At 64.7% G+C, this 16,528-nt stretch carries 13 protein-coding genes and 1 pseudogene; 7 read left to right on the top strand and 7 right to left on the bottom strand.

The features are described 5' to 3' along the window. Nucleotides 1–5: 5 nt before the first annotated feature. Together ABIB06_RS23730 and ABIB06_RS23725 are read left to right on the top strand one after the other, a co-directional pair. The gene (locus ABIB06_RS23730; protein ID WP_354051144.1) at nucleotides 6–959 is read left to right on the top strand and encodes a sugar kinase; all 954 of its coding nucleotides are present in this window, start codon (nucleotides 6–8) and stop codon (nucleotides 957–959) included. Between the two features lie 67 nt (nucleotides 960–1,026). Next, nucleotides 1,027–1,536: an Lrp/AsnC family transcriptional regulator gene (locus ABIB06_RS23725; RefSeq protein WP_247351467.1), complete on the top strand. Its 510-nt coding sequence runs from the start codon at nucleotides 1,027–1,029 to the stop codon at nucleotides 1,534–1,536. Nucleotides 1,537–1,639: 103 nt separating this feature from the next. On the opposite strand, the gene ABIB06_RS23720 is transcribed toward ABIB06_RS23725, so the two are convergent. From ABIB06_RS23720 to ABIB06_RS23695, 6 genes are all read right to left on the bottom strand, one after another. Then, on the bottom strand, nucleotides 1,640–3,139 hold the full coding sequence (locus ABIB06_RS23720) for a phosphomannomutase/phosphoglucomutase (RefSeq protein ID WP_354051141.1): 1,500 nt from the start codon (nucleotides 3,137–3,139) through the stop codon (nucleotides 1,640–1,642). Between the two features lie 225 nt (nucleotides 3,140–3,364). Further along, nucleotides 3,365–3,604, bottom strand: a complete 240-nt coding sequence (locus ABIB06_RS23715) for a HepT-like ribonuclease domain-containing protein (RefSeq protein WP_354125641.1) — start codon at nucleotides 3,602–3,604, stop codon at nucleotides 3,365–3,367. Nucleotides 3,605–3,632: 28 nt separating this feature from the next. Then, nucleotides 3,633–3,929 (bottom strand): nucleotidyltransferase family protein, encoded by a 297-nt coding sequence (locus ABIB06_RS23710; protein WP_247351471.1) that lies wholly within the window; start codon nucleotides 3,927–3,929, stop codon nucleotides 3,633–3,635. Between the two features lie 62 nt (nucleotides 3,930–3,991). After that, nucleotides 3,992–4,504, bottom strand: coding sequence for a TIGR02281 family clan AA aspartic protease (locus ABIB06_RS23705; RefSeq protein WP_354051138.1), 513 nt, complete (start codon nucleotides 4,502–4,504; stop codon nucleotides 3,992–3,994). Between the two features lie 128 nt (nucleotides 4,505–4,632). Continuing rightward, nucleotides 4,633–7,110, bottom strand: coding sequence for an ATP-dependent helicase HrpB (gene hrpB / locus ABIB06_RS23700; RefSeq protein ID WP_354069256.1), 2,478 nt, complete (start codon nucleotides 7,108–7,110; stop codon nucleotides 4,633–4,635). Between the two features lie 123 nt (nucleotides 7,111–7,233). Then, nucleotides 7,234–8,550, bottom strand: coding sequence for a UDP-glucose dehydrogenase family protein (locus ABIB06_RS23695; protein WP_354051133.1), 1,317 nt, complete (start codon nucleotides 8,548–8,550; stop codon nucleotides 7,234–7,236). Nucleotides 8,551–8,746: 196 nt separating this feature from the next. Between ABIB06_RS23695 and ABIB06_RS23690 the strand changes: the two are divergent. The 3 genes and pseudogenes from ABIB06_RS23690 to ABIB06_RS23680 all read left to right on the top strand — a co-directional run. After that, nucleotides 8,747–9,802 (top strand): annotated as a pseudogene (locus tag ABIB06_RS23690) (acyltransferase family protein); the annotation flags it as partial. 192 nt (nucleotides 9,803–9,994) lie between these two features. Continuing rightward, on the top strand, nucleotides 9,995–13,033 hold the full coding sequence (gene polA / locus ABIB06_RS23685) for a DNA polymerase I (protein ID WP_354051131.1): 3,039 nt from the start codon (nucleotides 9,995–9,997) through the stop codon (nucleotides 13,031–13,033). A 140-nt stretch (nucleotides 13,034–13,173) separates the two neighbouring features. After that, a complete protein-coding gene (locus tag ABIB06_RS23680) occupies nucleotides 13,174–13,809 on the top strand; it encodes a LysE family translocator (protein WP_354051129.1) in 636 nt (211 codons plus the stop codon). 174 nt (nucleotides 13,810–13,983) lie between these two features. Here ABIB06_RS23680 and ABIB06_RS23675 read toward each other — a convergent pair whose 3' ends face one another. Then, the gene (locus ABIB06_RS23675; protein ID WP_354069254.1) at nucleotides 13,984–14,610 is read right to left on the bottom strand and encodes a glutathione S-transferase family protein; all 627 of its coding nucleotides are present in this window, start codon (nucleotides 14,608–14,610) and stop codon (nucleotides 13,984–13,986) included. Between the two features lie 227 nt (nucleotides 14,611–14,837). Between ABIB06_RS23675 and pyrE the strand changes: the two genes are divergently transcribed. Both pyrE and ABIB06_RS23665 read left to right on the top strand, forming a co-directional pair. Continuing rightward, nucleotides 14,838–15,401, top strand: a complete 564-nt coding sequence (gene pyrE, locus ABIB06_RS23670; protein ID WP_354051125.1) for an orotate phosphoribosyltransferase — start codon at nucleotides 14,838–14,840, stop codon at nucleotides 15,399–15,401. Between the two features lie 186 nt (nucleotides 15,402–15,587). After that, the gene (locus tag ABIB06_RS23665; protein WP_354051280.1) at nucleotides 15,588–16,361 is read left to right on the top strand and encodes a DUF2865 domain-containing protein; all 774 of its coding nucleotides are present in this window, start codon (nucleotides 15,588–15,590) and stop codon (nucleotides 16,359–16,361) included. The last annotated feature ends 167 nt before the right edge of the window (nucleotides 16,362–16,528 follow it).

The following is a 16,528-nucleotide window of genomic DNA, read 5'->3' as shown; positions in this document are numbered from 1 at the left end:
CGCCGATGGCTGCATCAGGGATCGCGCCGCGCATCCTCTGCATCGGCATTCCCGTGCGCGACCTGACCTTTCGGGTCGAGGCCGTGCCCGCGCGCGGCAGCAAGGCGAATGCCACCCATCTCGCGGAGATCTGCGGCGGCAACGCGCTCAATGCCGCAATCGCCATGGCGCGGCTTGGCGGCCGCGTCTCTTTCGCGGGCCCCATGGGCGATGCCCGGGAGATTTCGAGCGGCTTCATCCTCGAACGGATGGAAGCTGAAGGCATCGAGACCACACAAATCGTGCGCATGCCGGGGCTGATGACGCCTGTGTCGGCGATCATGATCGATCCGTCGGGCGAACGAACGCTCACCATCTATCGCGATCCCGCGCTGTCGACCGTGAAGCTGCCGGACGCCGACGCACTGCTCGCCGATTGCCGGGCGGTTCTCGTCGAAAGCCGCTGCGCCGCATTCGCGACCTCGCTCTGCGCTGAGGCACGCCGGCGCGGCATTGCCGTCATCGTCGGCGTCGATCGCGCGATGTCGTTGCAGGACAGCCTGCTCACGGTCGCCTCGCACCTGCTGTTTGCCAGCGAACAGGTGCAGGAGACGGCCGGCATCGCCGATGACGGCGCGGCGTTGAAGCGCTTGGCCGCGCTCACGCCCGCCTTCCTCGCCGCCACCCGCGGCCCGCGCGGCACGATCTGGCTGAACGAGGCGGGGGAGCTGGAGGAGACGCTGGCGTTCGCGGTTCAGGCTGTCGACACGCTCGGCGCCGGCGACGTGTTCCATGGCGCCTTCACGCTACGTCTCGCCGAAGGCGGCGGCGTGCGGGAGGCGCTGCAATTCGCCGCGGCCGCCGCAGCGCTGAAATGCACCCGCCACGGCGGCGGCATGGCGTCTCCGCAACGTATTGAAGTTGAAAAGCTTTTAAGCATGTCGCAGACGGCGACGCTCGATCGAGCGCCGAGATTATAGACTTGCTATAGAAAGATTTTCTCTATATCAGGGAAAACGCCCCTTGAAATGGAACAAAGTTCTTCAAATGACCGATCTCGCTGTCCAGATCCCCGAGACCAGCCGCCGCCTCGACGCCATCGACCGCAAGATTCTGATGGTCCTTCAGGACGATGCTTCCCTCTCCGTCGCCGAGATCGGCGACCGCGTCGGCCTGTCCTCGACCCCCTGCTGGAAGCGTATCCAGCGCCTGGAGGCCGACGGCGTGATCATCAAGCGGGTGGCGCTGGTCGACCAGAACAAGATCGGGCTCGGCATCTCCGTGTTCGTGTCGGTGGAGAGCGCCGACCATTCCGACGCCTGGCTGAAGAAGTTCGCCGAAGCCGTCAGCGCCATGCCCGAGGTGATGGAGTTCTATCGCATGGCCGGCGACGTCGACTACATGCTGCGCGTCGTCGTCGCGGACATGCAAGCCTATGACGTGTTCTACAAGAAGCTGATCAGCGCCGTGCCGCTGAAGAACGTCACCTCGCGCTTCGCGATGGAGAAGATCAAGTCGGTGACCACGCTGCCGATCCCGGCTGTGGTGACGGCGTAGGGTCTCACCACCCAGACGCTGTCATCGCCCGGCTTGAGGCCGCGGCGTACTGGATGCCCCGGTCAAGCCGGGGCATGACAGCAAGTGACGCTAGCCTCGCGCCTCAGATCTTCTGATTGTACTCGCCGATCTCGGGATGCGTGCGCAGCACGCTGTTCACCATCTCGAACATGTCGTGCATGCGCTGCTCGGAGACCGGGCTCTCGACCACGACGACGAGCTCGGGCTTGTTGGAGGAGGCGCGCACCAGGCCCCAGCTTCCGTCCTCGACCGTGACGCGCACGCCGTTGACGGTGACGAGGTCGCGGATCGACTGGCCGCCGATCTTGGCACCCTTCGCCTGCAAGCCCTCGAAGTGCTTCACCACCTTGTCGATGACACCGTATTTGGTCTCGTCGGCGCAATGCGGCGACATGGTCGGCGACGACCAGGTTTTTGGCAGCGCGTTCTTCAAGTCCGCCATCGACTTGCCGGGGGCGCGGTCGAGCATATCGCAGATCGCGAGCGCCGACACCAGGCCATCGTCATAGCCGCGGCCATAGGGCTTGTTAAAGAAGAAATGGCCGGACTTCTCGAAGCCCGCGAGCGCGCCCATCTCGTGGGTGCGGCGCTTCATGTAGGAATGGCCGGTTTTCCAGTAGGCGACCTTCGCGCCCTGCTTCTGCAGCACCGGATCGGTCACGAACAGGCCGGTCGACTTCACGTCGACGACGAACTGCGCGTCCTTGTGGATCGCCGACATGTCGCGCGCCAGCATCACGCCGACCTTGTCGGCAAAGATCTCCTCGCCGGTGTTGTCGACGACGCCGCAGCGATCGCCGTCACCGTCGAAGCCGAGGCCGACATCGGCCTTGTGCTGCAGCACCGCGTCGCGGATGGCGTGCAGCATCTCCATGTCTTCAGGGTTTGGATTGTATTTCGGGAAAGTGTGGTCGAGCTCGGTGTCGAGCGGGATCACCTCGCAGCCGATCGCTTCAAGCACCTGCGGCGCAAACGCGCCGGCGGTGCCGTTGCCGCAGGCCGCGACGACCTTGAGCTTGCGCTTGAGCTTCGGACGGCTGGTAAGATCGGCGATGTAGCGCGCCGGATAATTCTCGTGAAACTGATAGGAGCCGCCGGCCTTGTTCTTGAACTCGGCGCCCAGCACGATCTCCTTCAGCCGCGTCATCTCGTCGGGACCGAAGGTCAGCGGGCGATTGGCGCCCATCTTCACGCCGGTCCAGCCATTGTCGTTGTGCGAGGCTGTGACCATGGCGCAGCAGGGCACGTCGAGATCGAACTGCGCAAAATAGGCCATCGGCGTCACCGCGAGCCCGATGTCGTGCACCTTGCAGCCTGCTGCCATCAGGCCGGAGATCAGCGCGTATTTGATCGAGGCCGAATAGCCGCGGAAATCATGACCGGTGACGATCTCTTGCTTGACCCCGAGCTCGGCGATCAGCGCACCCAGCCCCATGCCGAGTGCCTGGATTCCCATCAGGTTGATTTCCTTCTGGAACAACCAGCGCGCGTCGTATTCGCGAAAACCCGTGGCCTTCACCATCGGCTCGGATTCGAAGGCGTAAGTGTTGGGCAGCAAGACGGATTTCGGCTTGGGAAACATTGAGACGGTCTCGCGAAATGAGGCAGGATTTGGTGCAGCCTTAGCGAATGCCGGGCCGCAGCGGAAGGCGGGAATGAAGGCTTATGGCGGATAATTGCGGCGGTTTGGTAACGGGGTTTGTACCCGCGACGTGATATGCATCTCTGACCAGAATGGGCTAACTCTGCAGGCGTGCAACCTCCTTTTCAACGACGGCCTTTAGAGGCGGAAGAGCCTGTTGAACCGTCACCCACCCAAAACGGGCGCAACGTCCTCATAGTTGTGGCGATTGACATTGCCCGCAGCCGCCATCTGCTTCCACGCGATCGCTGGGTGCCTCGTTTTCAAGTCATCAGGCAGGCGGCGAGATGCTTCTGAAATGATCTCGAGGCACCGCGTTACCGCATAGACGGTCCGTAGATCCGCCGCGAACGCATCACGATCAAGGCCTCCGGCGAACTCGATCGCCAGATCGATGTGATGCAAGACGTCGCGGAGAGTCCCCTCGATGCGATCAGAAGGCATAGACAGCGTCAGCCGTCGCTGCGGGAGCGAGGTATGATTTCAGGCCGTCGCGGTTGACGACGTCAACGGGCTCGTCAAAAAGATTGGCAATATATTCCTTGAGCTCGACGTAATCGAAGATCGTGATCCGCGCATCGGGATCGATCTCGACTATGATATCGACATCACTGCCGGAATGGCTTTCGCCCCTCGCCACCGAGCCAAACAACGCGGCATGCAAAACGCCCCGCTCGCGCAGGGCAGGTTCGGACTGTCGCAAGATGGCAATCGCATCGGGACTGTTCATTGGCGGAATATAGCACTCCGCCCGCCCCAGCGGGAGGGCCTAACAAGGCCGCCGGGGAGACCTTACTGCTCCAGAACCATCTGGCCGTTGGCGTATTCGAAACGCTTGAGGCGGGAGAGGAAGGAGAGGCCGAGCAGGTTCTCGGACAGCGCCTCGTCGGGCAGCACCATGGCGTCGACGTCGCGCACGATTAGGCCGCCGACATCGAGCATGGCGATACGGGTGCGCGCGGCCTTGATGGTGCCGTTGGCGGTGGAGACGGTCGCATTGTAATCGCCGCGCGAGGGACGCAGGCCAAAGCGGGCGGCCGAGGTCTCGTTCAGCGCAACCACGGAGGCGCCGGTGTCGACCATGAAGCCGATGCGCTGGCCTTCAATCCGGCCGTCGGTCTGGAAATGACCCCGTCCGTCGCGGGGGATGCTGAGGCTGCGGCCGCCGGCCGGCGCGGTGGACGCGAGTGCCACGGTCGTGCGTGGCACCGACGTCGCCGAGGCGGAGCTCATCCTGTCCGCCATCTGCGCCATGAAAGTGCCGAGGCCGATCATGATCGCCGCCAAGATCATTATGTTACGCATTACACCACTTCCGAGCCGGAAAGCTCGATTTGACCACGCGGCAAGCCTGCCCGCGAGCGACGCTGCGGCCAGAGCGGTGCTATTTTGACGAAAAGGATGAGCGGACGGTTAATGCGCCTTCGTAACTCTCAGGTGCCGCGCGGCTTGACTCGCCGGGTCGGCAACGCATTCGCCGGATCTTCCGGCCAGGGATGGCGCGGATAGCGGCCGCGCAGGTCGGAGCGAACCGCGCTGTAACTGCCGCGCCAGAAACCGGGGAGATCGCGCGTCACCTGTACCGGGCGCTGCGCCGGCGACAGCAATTCCAGCACCAGCGGCACCTTGCCCGCGGCGACCGACGGATGGGTGTTGAGGCCGAACAATTCCTGGAGCCGCACCGCGATGGTCGGCCCCTGCTCGGCCTCGTAGTCGATCGCGAGCACGCTGCCGGTCGGCGCCTCGAAATGCGTCGGCGCCTCGCGGTCGAGCCGCGCGCGCGTCTCCCACGGCAACAATGCCATCAGCGCGTCGGAGAGATCGCCGGTGGAGATGTCCTTCAGCGCGATCTTGTCGTAGAGCGCCGGCACCAGCCAGTCGTCGCGCCGCGCGATCAAGCCTTCGTCCGACAGGTCGGGCCAGCTGCCGCCTTCGGCCTTACGCAAAAACATCACGCGGTCGCGCCATTGCTTTGCTGCCTTCGACCAGGGCAGCCGGTCGAGGCCGACGGCAATGAGCCCGTCGGCGAAGATGCGCGCGGTGTCTTCCGAGGGCGACACGGCAAGCGTCGCCTCGGAGAGAGTGATCGCGTGCAGCGCGCGCTTGCGCCGCGCCCGCAGCGCCATCGCACCGCGGTCGAACGAGATCTCGTCGACGGGCTCGATATGCTCGGCGAAATGCTGCTCGATCTCGTCCTGCGTGATTTGCGCGGCGAGCAGAATGCGGCCGCTCGCCGCCGTCCCCGTCATCTCGCCGATCGCGATATAAGGTGCGCGGGCAAGTGACGATGTCTGATCGACGGCGGCACCACGACCGTTGGCAAGCACGAAACTACCATTGCCGCGATTCCGCGCGACGCTATCCGGGAAGGCATAGGCGAGCATCAGGCCCGTCGAGAGGTCACCTTCTCCGGCCGCCGTCTTCTCTGACGCCGCCACCTGTGAAGCCCAGCGCCGGGCGAGGTCGCGCGCGCTCGTTGCGCGTGGCGAGCGCTCGCGGCGGAACTGGTCGCGACGGTGTTCGAGATCGACGCTGTCGCCGCCGAGCCCGCGCTCGGTGATGATGGCGGCGATCTCGGCGGCGGCTTCGCCCTCGCCGGCACGATGCGAATCCACGATCATGCGCGCCAGCCGCGCCGGCAGCGCCAGCGCACGCAGGCTCTTGCCTTCCGCGGTGATGCGGCCGTCGCCATCGAGCGCATTGAGCTCGGAGAGCAGGCTCTTGGCTTCCTTCCAGGCCGGCTGCGGCGGCGGGTCGAGAAACGACAGCGCGGCAGCGTCAGCGACGCCCCATTGCGCGAGATCGAGCACCAGCGAGGACAGATCGGCGCTGAGGATTTCCGGTTGGGTATAGGGCGCGAGAGACGCCGTCTGCGGCTCGTCCCAGAGCCGGTAGCAGACACCGGGCTCGGTGCGGCCGGCGCGACCGCGGCGCTGGTCCGCCGCCGCGCGCGAGACGCGCACGGTCTCGAGCCGCGTCAGCCCGATGTCGGGTTCGTAACGCGGCACGCGGGCAAGACCGGAATCGACGACGATGCGCACGCCTTCGATGGTGAGCGAGGTTTCCGCGATCGAGGTCGCCAGTACCACCTTGCGCGTGCCCTTCGGCGCCGGCGAGATGGCACGGTCCTGCACGGCGGCATCGAGCGCGCCGAACAGCGGCACGATTTCGATACCGGCATCCTGCACGCGTTCGCTGAGGAAATTCTGCGTGCGGCGGATTTCGGCGGCACCCGGCAGAAACGCCAGCACCGAGCCGCTATCGGCGCGTAGCGCGGATGCGATCGCATCCGCCATCTGCCGCTCCACCGGCGCATCCGCCTTGCGACCGAGATAGCGTGTTTCGACGGGAAAGGCGCGGCCCTCGCTTTCGACGACGGGCGCTTGCCCAAGCAGCTTTGCCACACGGGCGCCATCGAGCGTTGCCGACATCACGAGGATGCGCAAATCCTCGCGCAGGCCCTGTTGCGCGTCGCGCGCCAGCGCAAGGCTCATATCGGCATCGAGCGAGCGCTCGTGGAATTCGTCGAACAGGACGGCGGCGACGCCTGACAGCTCGGGATCGTCAAGTATCTGACGGCTGAAGATGCCTTCGGTCACCACCTCGATGCGGGTCGCACGCGAGATTTTTGAGCCGAAGCGAACGCGGTAGCCGACGGTCTCGCCGGCCCTCTCGCCAAGCGACTTGGCCATGCGGTCGGCGCTGGCGCGCGCAGCAATGCGCCGCGGCTCGAGCACGATGATCTTCTTGCCCTTGGCCCAGGGGGCATCGAGCAGCGCGAGCGGCACGCGCGTGGTCTTGCCGGCGCCCGGAGGGGCGACCAGCACGGCCGCATTGTGCGCCTCCAGCGTGCGCGAGAGGTGGTCGAGCACGGCATCGATCGGAAGGGGCGTGTCGAAAGTGCGGGGCAAGTATCTCCGTCCCGTCATCACCCGCGAAGGCGGGTGATCCAGTAAACTCAGATCCCCGTGATTAAGAAGATCAGGATTACTGGATACCCCGCCTTCGCGGGGTATGACAATCATATGTGGCGATCAGCCCTGCACCGGCGGGCGGCCGATGCTTTCGTAGGTGAAGCCGGCCGCAGCCATGTCCTCGGGGCGGTAGATGTTGCGGAGATCGACGACGACGGGCTGGGCCATGGTCGCCTTCAGCCGGTCGAGATCGAGGCCGCGGAACTGCACCCATTCGGTGACGACAACCAGCGCATCAGCACCTTCAGCGCAGGAATAGGCGTCCTCGCAATAGGTGATGTTGGGCAGTTCGCCCCTGGCCTGCTCCATGCCGACGGGATCGAACGCCTTCACCTTCGCACCCATGTCGATCAGGCCCGTGACCAGCGGGATCGACGGGGCATCGCGCATGTCGTCGGTGTCAGGCTTGAAGGTGAGGCCGAGCACGGCAATGGTCTTGCCGCGCAGCGAGCCGCCGAGCGCCTGGCTGACCTTGCGGGCCATCGCGCGCTTGCGGTTCTCGTTGACCGCCAGCACGGATTCGACGATGCGCAAGGACACGTCGTAGTCCTGCGCGATCTTGATCAGCGCCTTGGTGTCCTTCGGAAAGCACGAGCCGCCGAAGCCGGGGCCGGCATGCAGGAATTTGGTGCCGATGCGGTTGTCCAGCCCGATGCCGCGCGCGACCTCCTGCACGTTGGCGCCGACCTTTTCGGAGAGGTCCGCGATCTCGTTGATGAAGGTGATCTTGGTCGCGAGGAAGGCGTTCGCGGCGTATTTGATCATCTCGGCGGTACGGCGCTCCGTAAACATCAGCGGAGCCTGGTTCAGCGACAGCGGACGGTAGATGTCGCCCATCACCTTGCGACCGCGCTCGTCGGAGGTGCCGACGACGACGCGATCGGGAAACTTGAAGTCGCGGATCGCGGCGCCCTCGCGCAGGAATTCGGGGTTGGAGGCGACGACGACGTCGGCCTTGGGGTTGGTCTCGTGGATGATGCGCTCGACCTCGTCGCCGGTGCCGACCGGAACGGTCGACTTCGTCACCACGACGGTGAAACCGGACAGCGACTGCGCGATCTCTTTCGCAGCGGCGTAGACATAGGACAGATCGGCGTGGCCATCACCGCGGCGCGACGGCGTGCCGACCGCGATGAACACGGCATCGGCATCGGCGACCGGCTTGGACAGGTCGGTGGTGAACTCCAGCCGCTTGGCCTTGACGTTGGTCGCAACGAGTTCGTCGAGCCCGGGTTCGTAGATCGGGATCTCGCCGCGATGAAGTGCAGCGATCTTCTTCTCGTCCTTGTCGACGCAGATGACGTCGTGACCGAAATCTGCAAAGCAGGCCCCGGACACCAGTCCCACATAGCCCGTTCCGATCATCGCGATTCGCATGAAAAACCCTGTTTTGGCTTGGTTAATGAAATCCCAATTCGGGGAAAGGTTTAGCATTTTCCCCATGGAAGGGAACCGTCAGCCCGCAAAAACCGGGCACTTGAATTGCAACGGTAAACAAATCGAAAGCCGCAAGGCGCCACACTGCTCCGCGTTCACACAGATCCGGGCGGAACACGCCTCGAAAAGGGACACCATGGCATCATCGGGCACAATCGCCACGAGCGGGGGGCTCAAGGCCCCCTCTGCTGCGCGTGTCGATTGGGTCGATTACGCCAAGGGCATCTGCATCGTCATGGTCGTGATGATGCATTCGGTGCTGGGGGTCGAGCTCGCTGCCGGCCAGACCGGTTTCATGCATGTCGCCGTGGCCTTCGCAAAGCCGTTCCGGATGCCGGATTTCTTCCTGATTTCGGGCCTGTTCCTGCCACTGGTGATCGACCGGGACTGGCGAACCTATCTCGACCGCAAGGTGGTGCATTTCGCCTATTTCTATGTCGTGTGGGTGACAATCCAGTTCGGCTTCAAGGCCCCCGCATTCGCCGCCGAAACCAGCTGGCGCGACGCCGGCCTGCTGTATCTGGAATCCTTCGTCGAGCCGTTCGGCACGCTCTGGTTCATCTATCTGCTGCCGATCTTTTTCGTCGTCACAAAACTGACACGACGAATCCCCCCGCCCGCGATCTGGCTCATCGCGGCCGCGCTGGAGACGGCGCGTGTTGCAACCGGCTGGACCGCGATCGACGAGTTCTGCGCGCGCTTCGTCTATTTCTATTCGGGCTACCTGTTCGCGCCCTACGTGTTCGCGCTGGCGGATCGCGCGCGCAATCATCCCGCATGGGCGCTGGCAGCGCTCGCAACGTGGGCGCTGGTCAATGCCGGCCTCGTCGTGTGTGGGGCCAGCGAATGGAAGATCGTGTCGCTCGTGCTCGGCTTCGCCGGCGCCTGCGCCATCATCACCATGGGCACGCTGCTCGCACGCGCCCGCTGGCTGAATTTTTTCCGCTTCTGCGGCGAGCACTCGATCGTGATCTATCTTGCCTTCTTCCTGCCGATGGCGGCCACGCGAACCCTGCTGCTACGCACGGGTGTCATTCCCGACATCGGCACGGTGTCGCTGATCGTCACCATCGTCGGCGTGATCGGAGCACTCGCGATCTGGCAGGCGGCGTTGCGGCTCGACGCCAATTTCCTGTTCGAGCGGCCGGATGCATTCTGGATTGTACCGAAGAAGGCCGGGGCGCGGCTGCAGCCGGGCTCGCTGTCGTCGCCCGGCTCGACCGGGCGACCCAGTATTCCAGAAACCGCAGTGATCGACCGATAAGCCGCGGCGTACTGGATGCCCCGCTTTCGCGAGGAACGACAGCGGGGGATAGCTGCGTCACTGCCCTAAAAATCCCACCCGCAAGGCTGTCAAAGCCCGCAAAAATTCATACATTGCGGCATGCCCAAAATCTCCCCGAAAGCTGCCGAACCCACGTCCGCCAAGCCCGTCGCCGCCAAACCCGTCGCCGCCAAGCCGGCCGGCAAGGGCGACCACGTCTTCCTGGTCGACGGTTCCGGCTACATCTTCCGCGCCTACCATGCGCTGCCGCCGCTGAACCGCAAGTCCGACGGCCTGCAGGTCAATGCCGTGCTCGGCTTCTGCAACATGCTGTGGAAGCTGTTGCGCGACATGCCCGAGGACAACCGGCCGACGCATCTGGCAATCATCTTCGACAAGTCGGAAATGACCTTTCGCAACAAGATCTATCCTGAGTACAAGGCCCACCGGCCGCCTGCGCCTGACGATCTGATCCCGCAATTTTCGCTGATCCGCGAAGCGGTGCGCGCGTTCGACCTGCCTTGCCTGGAACAGGTCGGCTTCGAGGCCGACGATCTGATTGCGACCTATGTGCGGCAAGCCTGCGAGCGCGGCGCCAGCGCGACCATCGTGTCCTCCGACAAGGACCTGATGCAACTCGTCACCGATTGCGTCACCATGTACGACACCATGAAGGACCGCCGCATCGGCATCCCCGAGGTGATCGAGAAGTTTGGCGTGCCGCCGGAGAAGGTGGTGGAAGTGCAGGCACTGGCCGGCGATTCCACCGACAACGTTCCTGGCGTGCCCGGCATCGGCATCAAGACCGCGGCGCAGCTGATCACCGAATATGGCGATCTCGACCAATTGCTGTTCCGCGCCACCGAGATCAAGCAGCCGAAGCGGCGCGAGGCGCTGATCGAGCATGCGGAAAAGGCGCGCATCTCGCGCCAGCTCGTGCTGCTCGACGACAAGGTCGCGCTGGAGGTGCCGCTGGACGATCTCGCCGTCCATGAGCCCGATGCGCGCAAGCTGGTCGCTTTCCTGAAGGCGATGGAGTTCACGACGCTGACGCGCCGCGTTGCCGACTATTCGCAGATCGATCCTGCCAACGTCGATGCCGATCCCGGCTATGCCAGCGGCGCCAGCGTCTTCTCGCCGCTGCCGCCTTCGGACGTCGTGCCGGCACCAGGAGCCGGCACGCCGGCGCAAGTTCAGGCGGGCCAGCGCAACGCATCGGCGAGCAAAGAGGACAAGGCCGCGAGCCCGAAAGGCGCGCCGATTTCTCTCGCAGCCGCGCGCGAAGATGTTTTGCGCAAGCTTCCGGTCGATCGCGGCAAGTACCAGGCCATCAAGACACTCGCGGAATTAAACGCGTTCATCGCGCGCATCCATGATGCCGGCCATGTCTCGGTCGAGATCCGGGGAAACTCGATCGACCCGATGCAGGCCGATCTCTGCGGCATCGCGCTGGCGCTGGCCCCGAACGAGGCCTGCTACGTGCCGCTGGCGCACAAGCAGTCCGGCGGCGGCGCCGGCCTGTTCGACGCGGGCCTCGCGCCCGATCAAGTCAAGCACGACGATGCTATCGAAGCGCTGCGGCCGGTGCTGGAATCATCAGGCATTCTCAAGATCGGCTTCGACGTCAAATTCACCGCCGTGATGCTGGCGCAACACGGCATCACCTTGCGCAACGCCGACGACGCGCAGCTGATCTCCTATGTGCTGGACGCCGGCCGCGGCTCGCATGGACTGGAGTCGCTTTCCGAGCGTTGGTTTGGTCACGCCATGCTGAAGGAGAACGAGCTGCTCGGCAGCGGCAAGGGCAAGATCACGTTCGACCAGGTGCCGATCGACAAGGCCGCGCCGCTGTCGGCGGAAGGCGCCGACATCGCCTTGCGCGTCTGGCGCGTCCTGAAGCCGCGCCTTGTCGCCGAGCACATGACCACCGTCTACGAGACGCTGGAACGCCCGCTGGTCACAGTGCTCGCACGTATGGAGCGGCGCGGCATCTCGATCGACCGCCAGGTGCTGTCGCGTCTCTCCGGCGACTTCGCCCAGACCGCGGCCCGCGTCGAAGCCGAGATCCAAGGGATCGCGGGCGAGCCCGTCAATGTCGGCAGCCCGAAGCAGATCGGCGACATCCTGTTCGGCAAGATGGGACTGTCCGGCGGCACCAAAACCAAGACCGGCGCGTGGTCCACCACCGCGCAGGTGCTCGACGAACTGGCCGAGCAGGGCCATGACCTCCCGAAGAAGATTTTGGAGTGGCGCCAGGTCTCAAAGCTGAAATCGACCTACACCGACGCGCTGCCGACCTATGTCCATCCGCAGACCCACCGCGTGCACACGACCTACGCGCTGGCCGCGACCACGACGGGCCGGCTGTCGTCGAACGAGCCGAATTTGCAGAACATTCCGGTGCGCACCGAGGACGGACGCAAGATCCGGCGCGCCTTTATCGCAACATCGGGGCACAAGCTCGTCTCCGCCGACTATTCGCAGATCGAGCTACGGCTGCTCGCCGAGATCGCCGACATTCCCGTGCTGAAGCAGGCGTTTCGCGACGGTCTCGACATTCACGCCATGACGGCATCGGAGATGTTCGGCGTGCCGATCGAGGGCATGCCGAGCGAAATCCGGCGCCGCGCCAAGGCGATCAATTTCGGCATCATCTACGGCATTTCGGCGTTCGGCCTCGCCAACCAGCTCGGCATCGCGCGCGAGGAGGCCTCCGCCTACATCAAGAAATACTTCGAGCGTTTCCCCGGCATCCGCGCCTATATGGACGAGACGCGGGATTTCTGCCGCAGCCACGGCTACGTCACCACGCTGTTTGGCCGGAAGATGTACTATCCCGACATCAAGGCTTCGAACGCCTCGGTGCGCGCCTTCAACGAGCGCGCGGCAATCAACGCGCGGCTCCAGGGCGCCGCCGCCGACATCATCCGCCGCGCCATGACGCGGATGGAGGATGCGCTGGCCGAAAAGAAGCTGTCGGCGCAGATGCTGCTTCAGGTGCATGACGAATTGATCTTCGAAGTGCCCGACGCCGAGGTCGCAGCGACGCTGCCGGTCGTGCAGCACGTGATGCAGGACGCGCCGTTCCCGGCGGTGCTGCTCTCGGTGCCGCTGCATGTGGACGCGCGCGCGGCGAACAATTGGGACGAGGCGCACTGATTTTTCTTGCCTCGCCCTGCTTACGGGGCGAGGCAGCGTAGCGCGTGCGGCCGCACCTGAATTGTCCTCCGTGCAATTGCGCGATGGCCTCGCGATCCCCCGCACACTAAAACCGTGCCGTCTCCCGCACCGGTTCAGCCATGCCCCACACCTCCGCTTTGCTCGGCTTCGCCCTCGTCTGCCTCGGCCTCGTGCTCACGCCCGGGCCGAACATGATCTACCTGATCTCGCGTTCGATCACGCAGGGACCGGCGGCGGGCATCGTCTCGCTCGGCGGCGTGGCGCTGGGCTTCGTGTTCTACATGCTGTGCGCGGCGTTCGGCATCACGGCGCTGCTGCTCGCCATTCCCTTTGCCTATGACGCGTTGCGCTTCGCCGGTGCCGGTTATTTGCTGTGGCTCGCCTGGCAGGCGGTGAAGCCCGGCGGGCGCTCGCCGTTCCAGGTGAAGCAGCTTTCGATCGACAGCCCGCGCAAATTGTTCGCAATGGGGTTCGTCACCAATCTGCTCAACCCGAAGATCGCGATGCTGTATCTCGCGCTGCTGCCGCAGTTCATCGACCCTACCGCCAGCAGCGTGCTGACGCAGTCGGTGGTGCTCGGTGCGATCCAGATCGCGATCAGTGTCAGCGTGAATGCGATGATCGCGCTCGCGGCAGGATCAATCGCGCTGTTTCTGACGAGTCGGCCGAGCTGGATGCTGGTGCAGCGCTGGTTGATGGGCACGGTGCTGGCCGGGCTCGCGGTGCGGATGGCGGTGGAAGCGAAGAAGGTGTGATTGCTTTCTTCCTTCTCCCCTTGCGGAGAACGTGGCGCGAAGCACCGGATGATGGGTTCTCTCCTCGAGCACAGATGCAGGTGAGTTCGGCGAGACAGACCCCGCACCCGTCTCGCCGCTGCGCGGCGAGCCACCCTCCCCGCAAAGGGCAAGCGGGGGGAGGGAGAAGAAACCTCAATCCAGCTTTGCCTCCATGCCCCGCTTCACCGCCGGGCGGGCCATCAGGGCCTCGTACCAGCGCTTGACGTTGGGGAAATCGGGCAGCTCAACCTTGTGGCGAGGGTGGCGCCATGCCCAGCCCAGGATGGCAAAATCGGCAACCGAGATCTCGCCGGCAACGAAATCGCGGTCCGCTAGCCGGCGGTCGAGCACGCCGTAGAGTCGGCGCGTCTCGGCCATATAGCGCTTGAGGCCGTAGGCGCGGTCCTGCTCGTTCTCGAGCGCGATGAAATGGTGCACCTGGCCCGGCATCGGGCCGAAGCCGCCCATCTGCCACATCAGCCATTCATAGACCGGGATGCGGCCGGCCAGCGATTTCGGCAGGAATTTGCCGGTCTTTTCGCCGAGATAAAGCAGGATCGCGCCGGACTCGAAGAGGCTGACGGGCTTGCCGTCCGGCCCCTCGGGGTCGAGGATCGCCGGAATCTTGTTGTTGGGTGAGAGCTTCAGGAAATCCGGCGCCATCTGCTCGCCCTTGCTGATGTTCACCGGCACCACCTTGTAGGGCAGCCCCATTTCCTCCAGCGCGACCGAGATCTTGCGGCCGTTCGGCGTGTTCCAGGTGTGCAGTTCGATGGTCATTTTTCGCGTTTCCTTGCCCCGTTTCCTTGCGCAGTTTCCTTGACCAGTTTCGTGGTCCAGTTTCCTGCCCAAGAAATATCTGGCATCCACCTACTCCAGAAGGTTGCACCCCCACAACCGGCGGGCCGGGATGGCCGATCCCTGTTGACGGGGGAAGCCCCCTCTGGAATGTCGCGTCCGTCGCGGATAAATTCCGCCACTTCCAAAAACGCTCCCGAGGGCCCGCCGTGTCTAAATCCGCCTCCCGCGCCCGACTGTTCGAGATCATCCGCCGGCGCTCCTTCGGCCGCGGCGAGGTGACGCTCGCGTCGGGCCGCAAGAGCGATTTCTACTTCAACCTCAAGCCGACCATGCTCGATCCGGAGGGCGCCACTCTGCTTGCCGAACTGACCTATGAAGCGCTGAAGGACGACCAGCTCGATTTCATCGGCGGGCTCGAGATGGGCGCGGTGCCGCTGGCCGGTGCGCTGGCGCAGATCTCCTGGATCAAGGGCCATCCGATCGCGGCCTTCTTCGTGCGCAAGAAGCCGAAGGAGCATGGCGCGAAGCTCGTCATCGAGGGACTGCCCAGGGGCGAGACACTCGAGGGCAAGCGCGTCGTCATCGTCGAGGATGTCACCACCACCGGCGGCTCGGCGCTGAAAGCGGTGGAATCCGTGCGCGAGGCGGGCGCCGAAGTGGTGCTGGTGCTGACCATGGTGGACCGCGAGGAAGGCGCCGACGACACATTTGGCGCGGCCGGCCTGCCGTTCCGCTCGCTGTACAGGGCCTCGGAGTTTTTGAAGGCTTAAGGGCGCCCCGTCCCAGGCGCAGCGCAGCATCCGGGGCACGAAGCCTCGCCCTCAACCGCTCATTTACCATCCCGCGTTATGGTGAATCATGTGCTGAGATCTGATGGTCCCGGCCGGTCGAGTAGCGTCGGGTGGAGTAAGCGTTTGCGTACAGTCATGTCCCATGCGCGCCGGCGGCGGCGCGTGATGCTTGTCGCCGCCACACTGGCAGCACCGCTGCTTGCGGCTCCGGCCCCGGTTTCGGCCGAAGGCCTGTTCGACTTCTTCTTCGGCGGAATGCAGCAGCAACGGCCGCAGCGTGAGGTGCCGCAACAGGCGAGCTCCTACACCGACCCCTTCACCGGCCAGCAGAACGCCGCATCCCCGCAATACGTGCCGCCGACGCGATCGGCGGCGGCTGGCGGCTCGGGACCCGCATTCTGCGTGCGCAGCTGCGACGGCAAATATTTTCCGCTGATGCGCGGCCTCACCTCGCCCGCGCAGATGTGTCAGGCATTCTGTCCTGCCAGCACGACAAAAATCTATTTCGGCTTGTCGATCGACGGCGCCGCGTCGCAGACCGGCGAGCGCTACGCCGACAGCGAGAATGCGTTCGCCTATCGCAAGGCGCTGCGCGCCGACTGCACCTGCAACGGCCGCGAGCCGGTCGGCCTCGCTCCGGTCGATCTGGCACTGGACTCGTCGCTGAAACCCGGCGACGTGATCGCCACCACCGACGGCCTCGTCGCCTACACCGGTATCCGCGTCGGTAACGACCAGGCTGCCGACTTCACCCCGGTTGCCTCCTATCCCGGCCTCACGGCGCAGGTTCGCGCGCGCCTCGGCGAGATGAGGGTGGCGCCGGTGCGCGCAGAGACGGTCGCGGCGGATGCCCCCGCCGCGGAGATCGTGCGCGAGACGCTGCCCGACGTGACGTTGCCGAAGACGCAGAAGCCTGCGAAGCGTGCGGGGCTGGATTGAGATCCTCTCCATGAACACGTCTGTCAGACGACGGCGGCTGGATTGGGGACGATTCGCTGGCCGAGCTGGCGGGCCAGTCGGTGCAGAATGCGGTGCTTGGTTTCCAATACCCTCGCCTCGTATTGAGCCACACCTGTCTCGACGAAGTCGAGGCCTTTGACCATCAC

This window comes from Bradyrhizobium sp. LB8.2, assembly GCF_040548035.1.
Taxonomy (GTDB): Bacteria; Pseudomonadota; Alphaproteobacteria; order Rhizobiales; family Xanthobacteraceae; genus Bradyrhizobium.
Note: the sequence above shows the minus strand (reverse complement) of the source record. Positions and strands in the feature narration are given on the sequence as shown.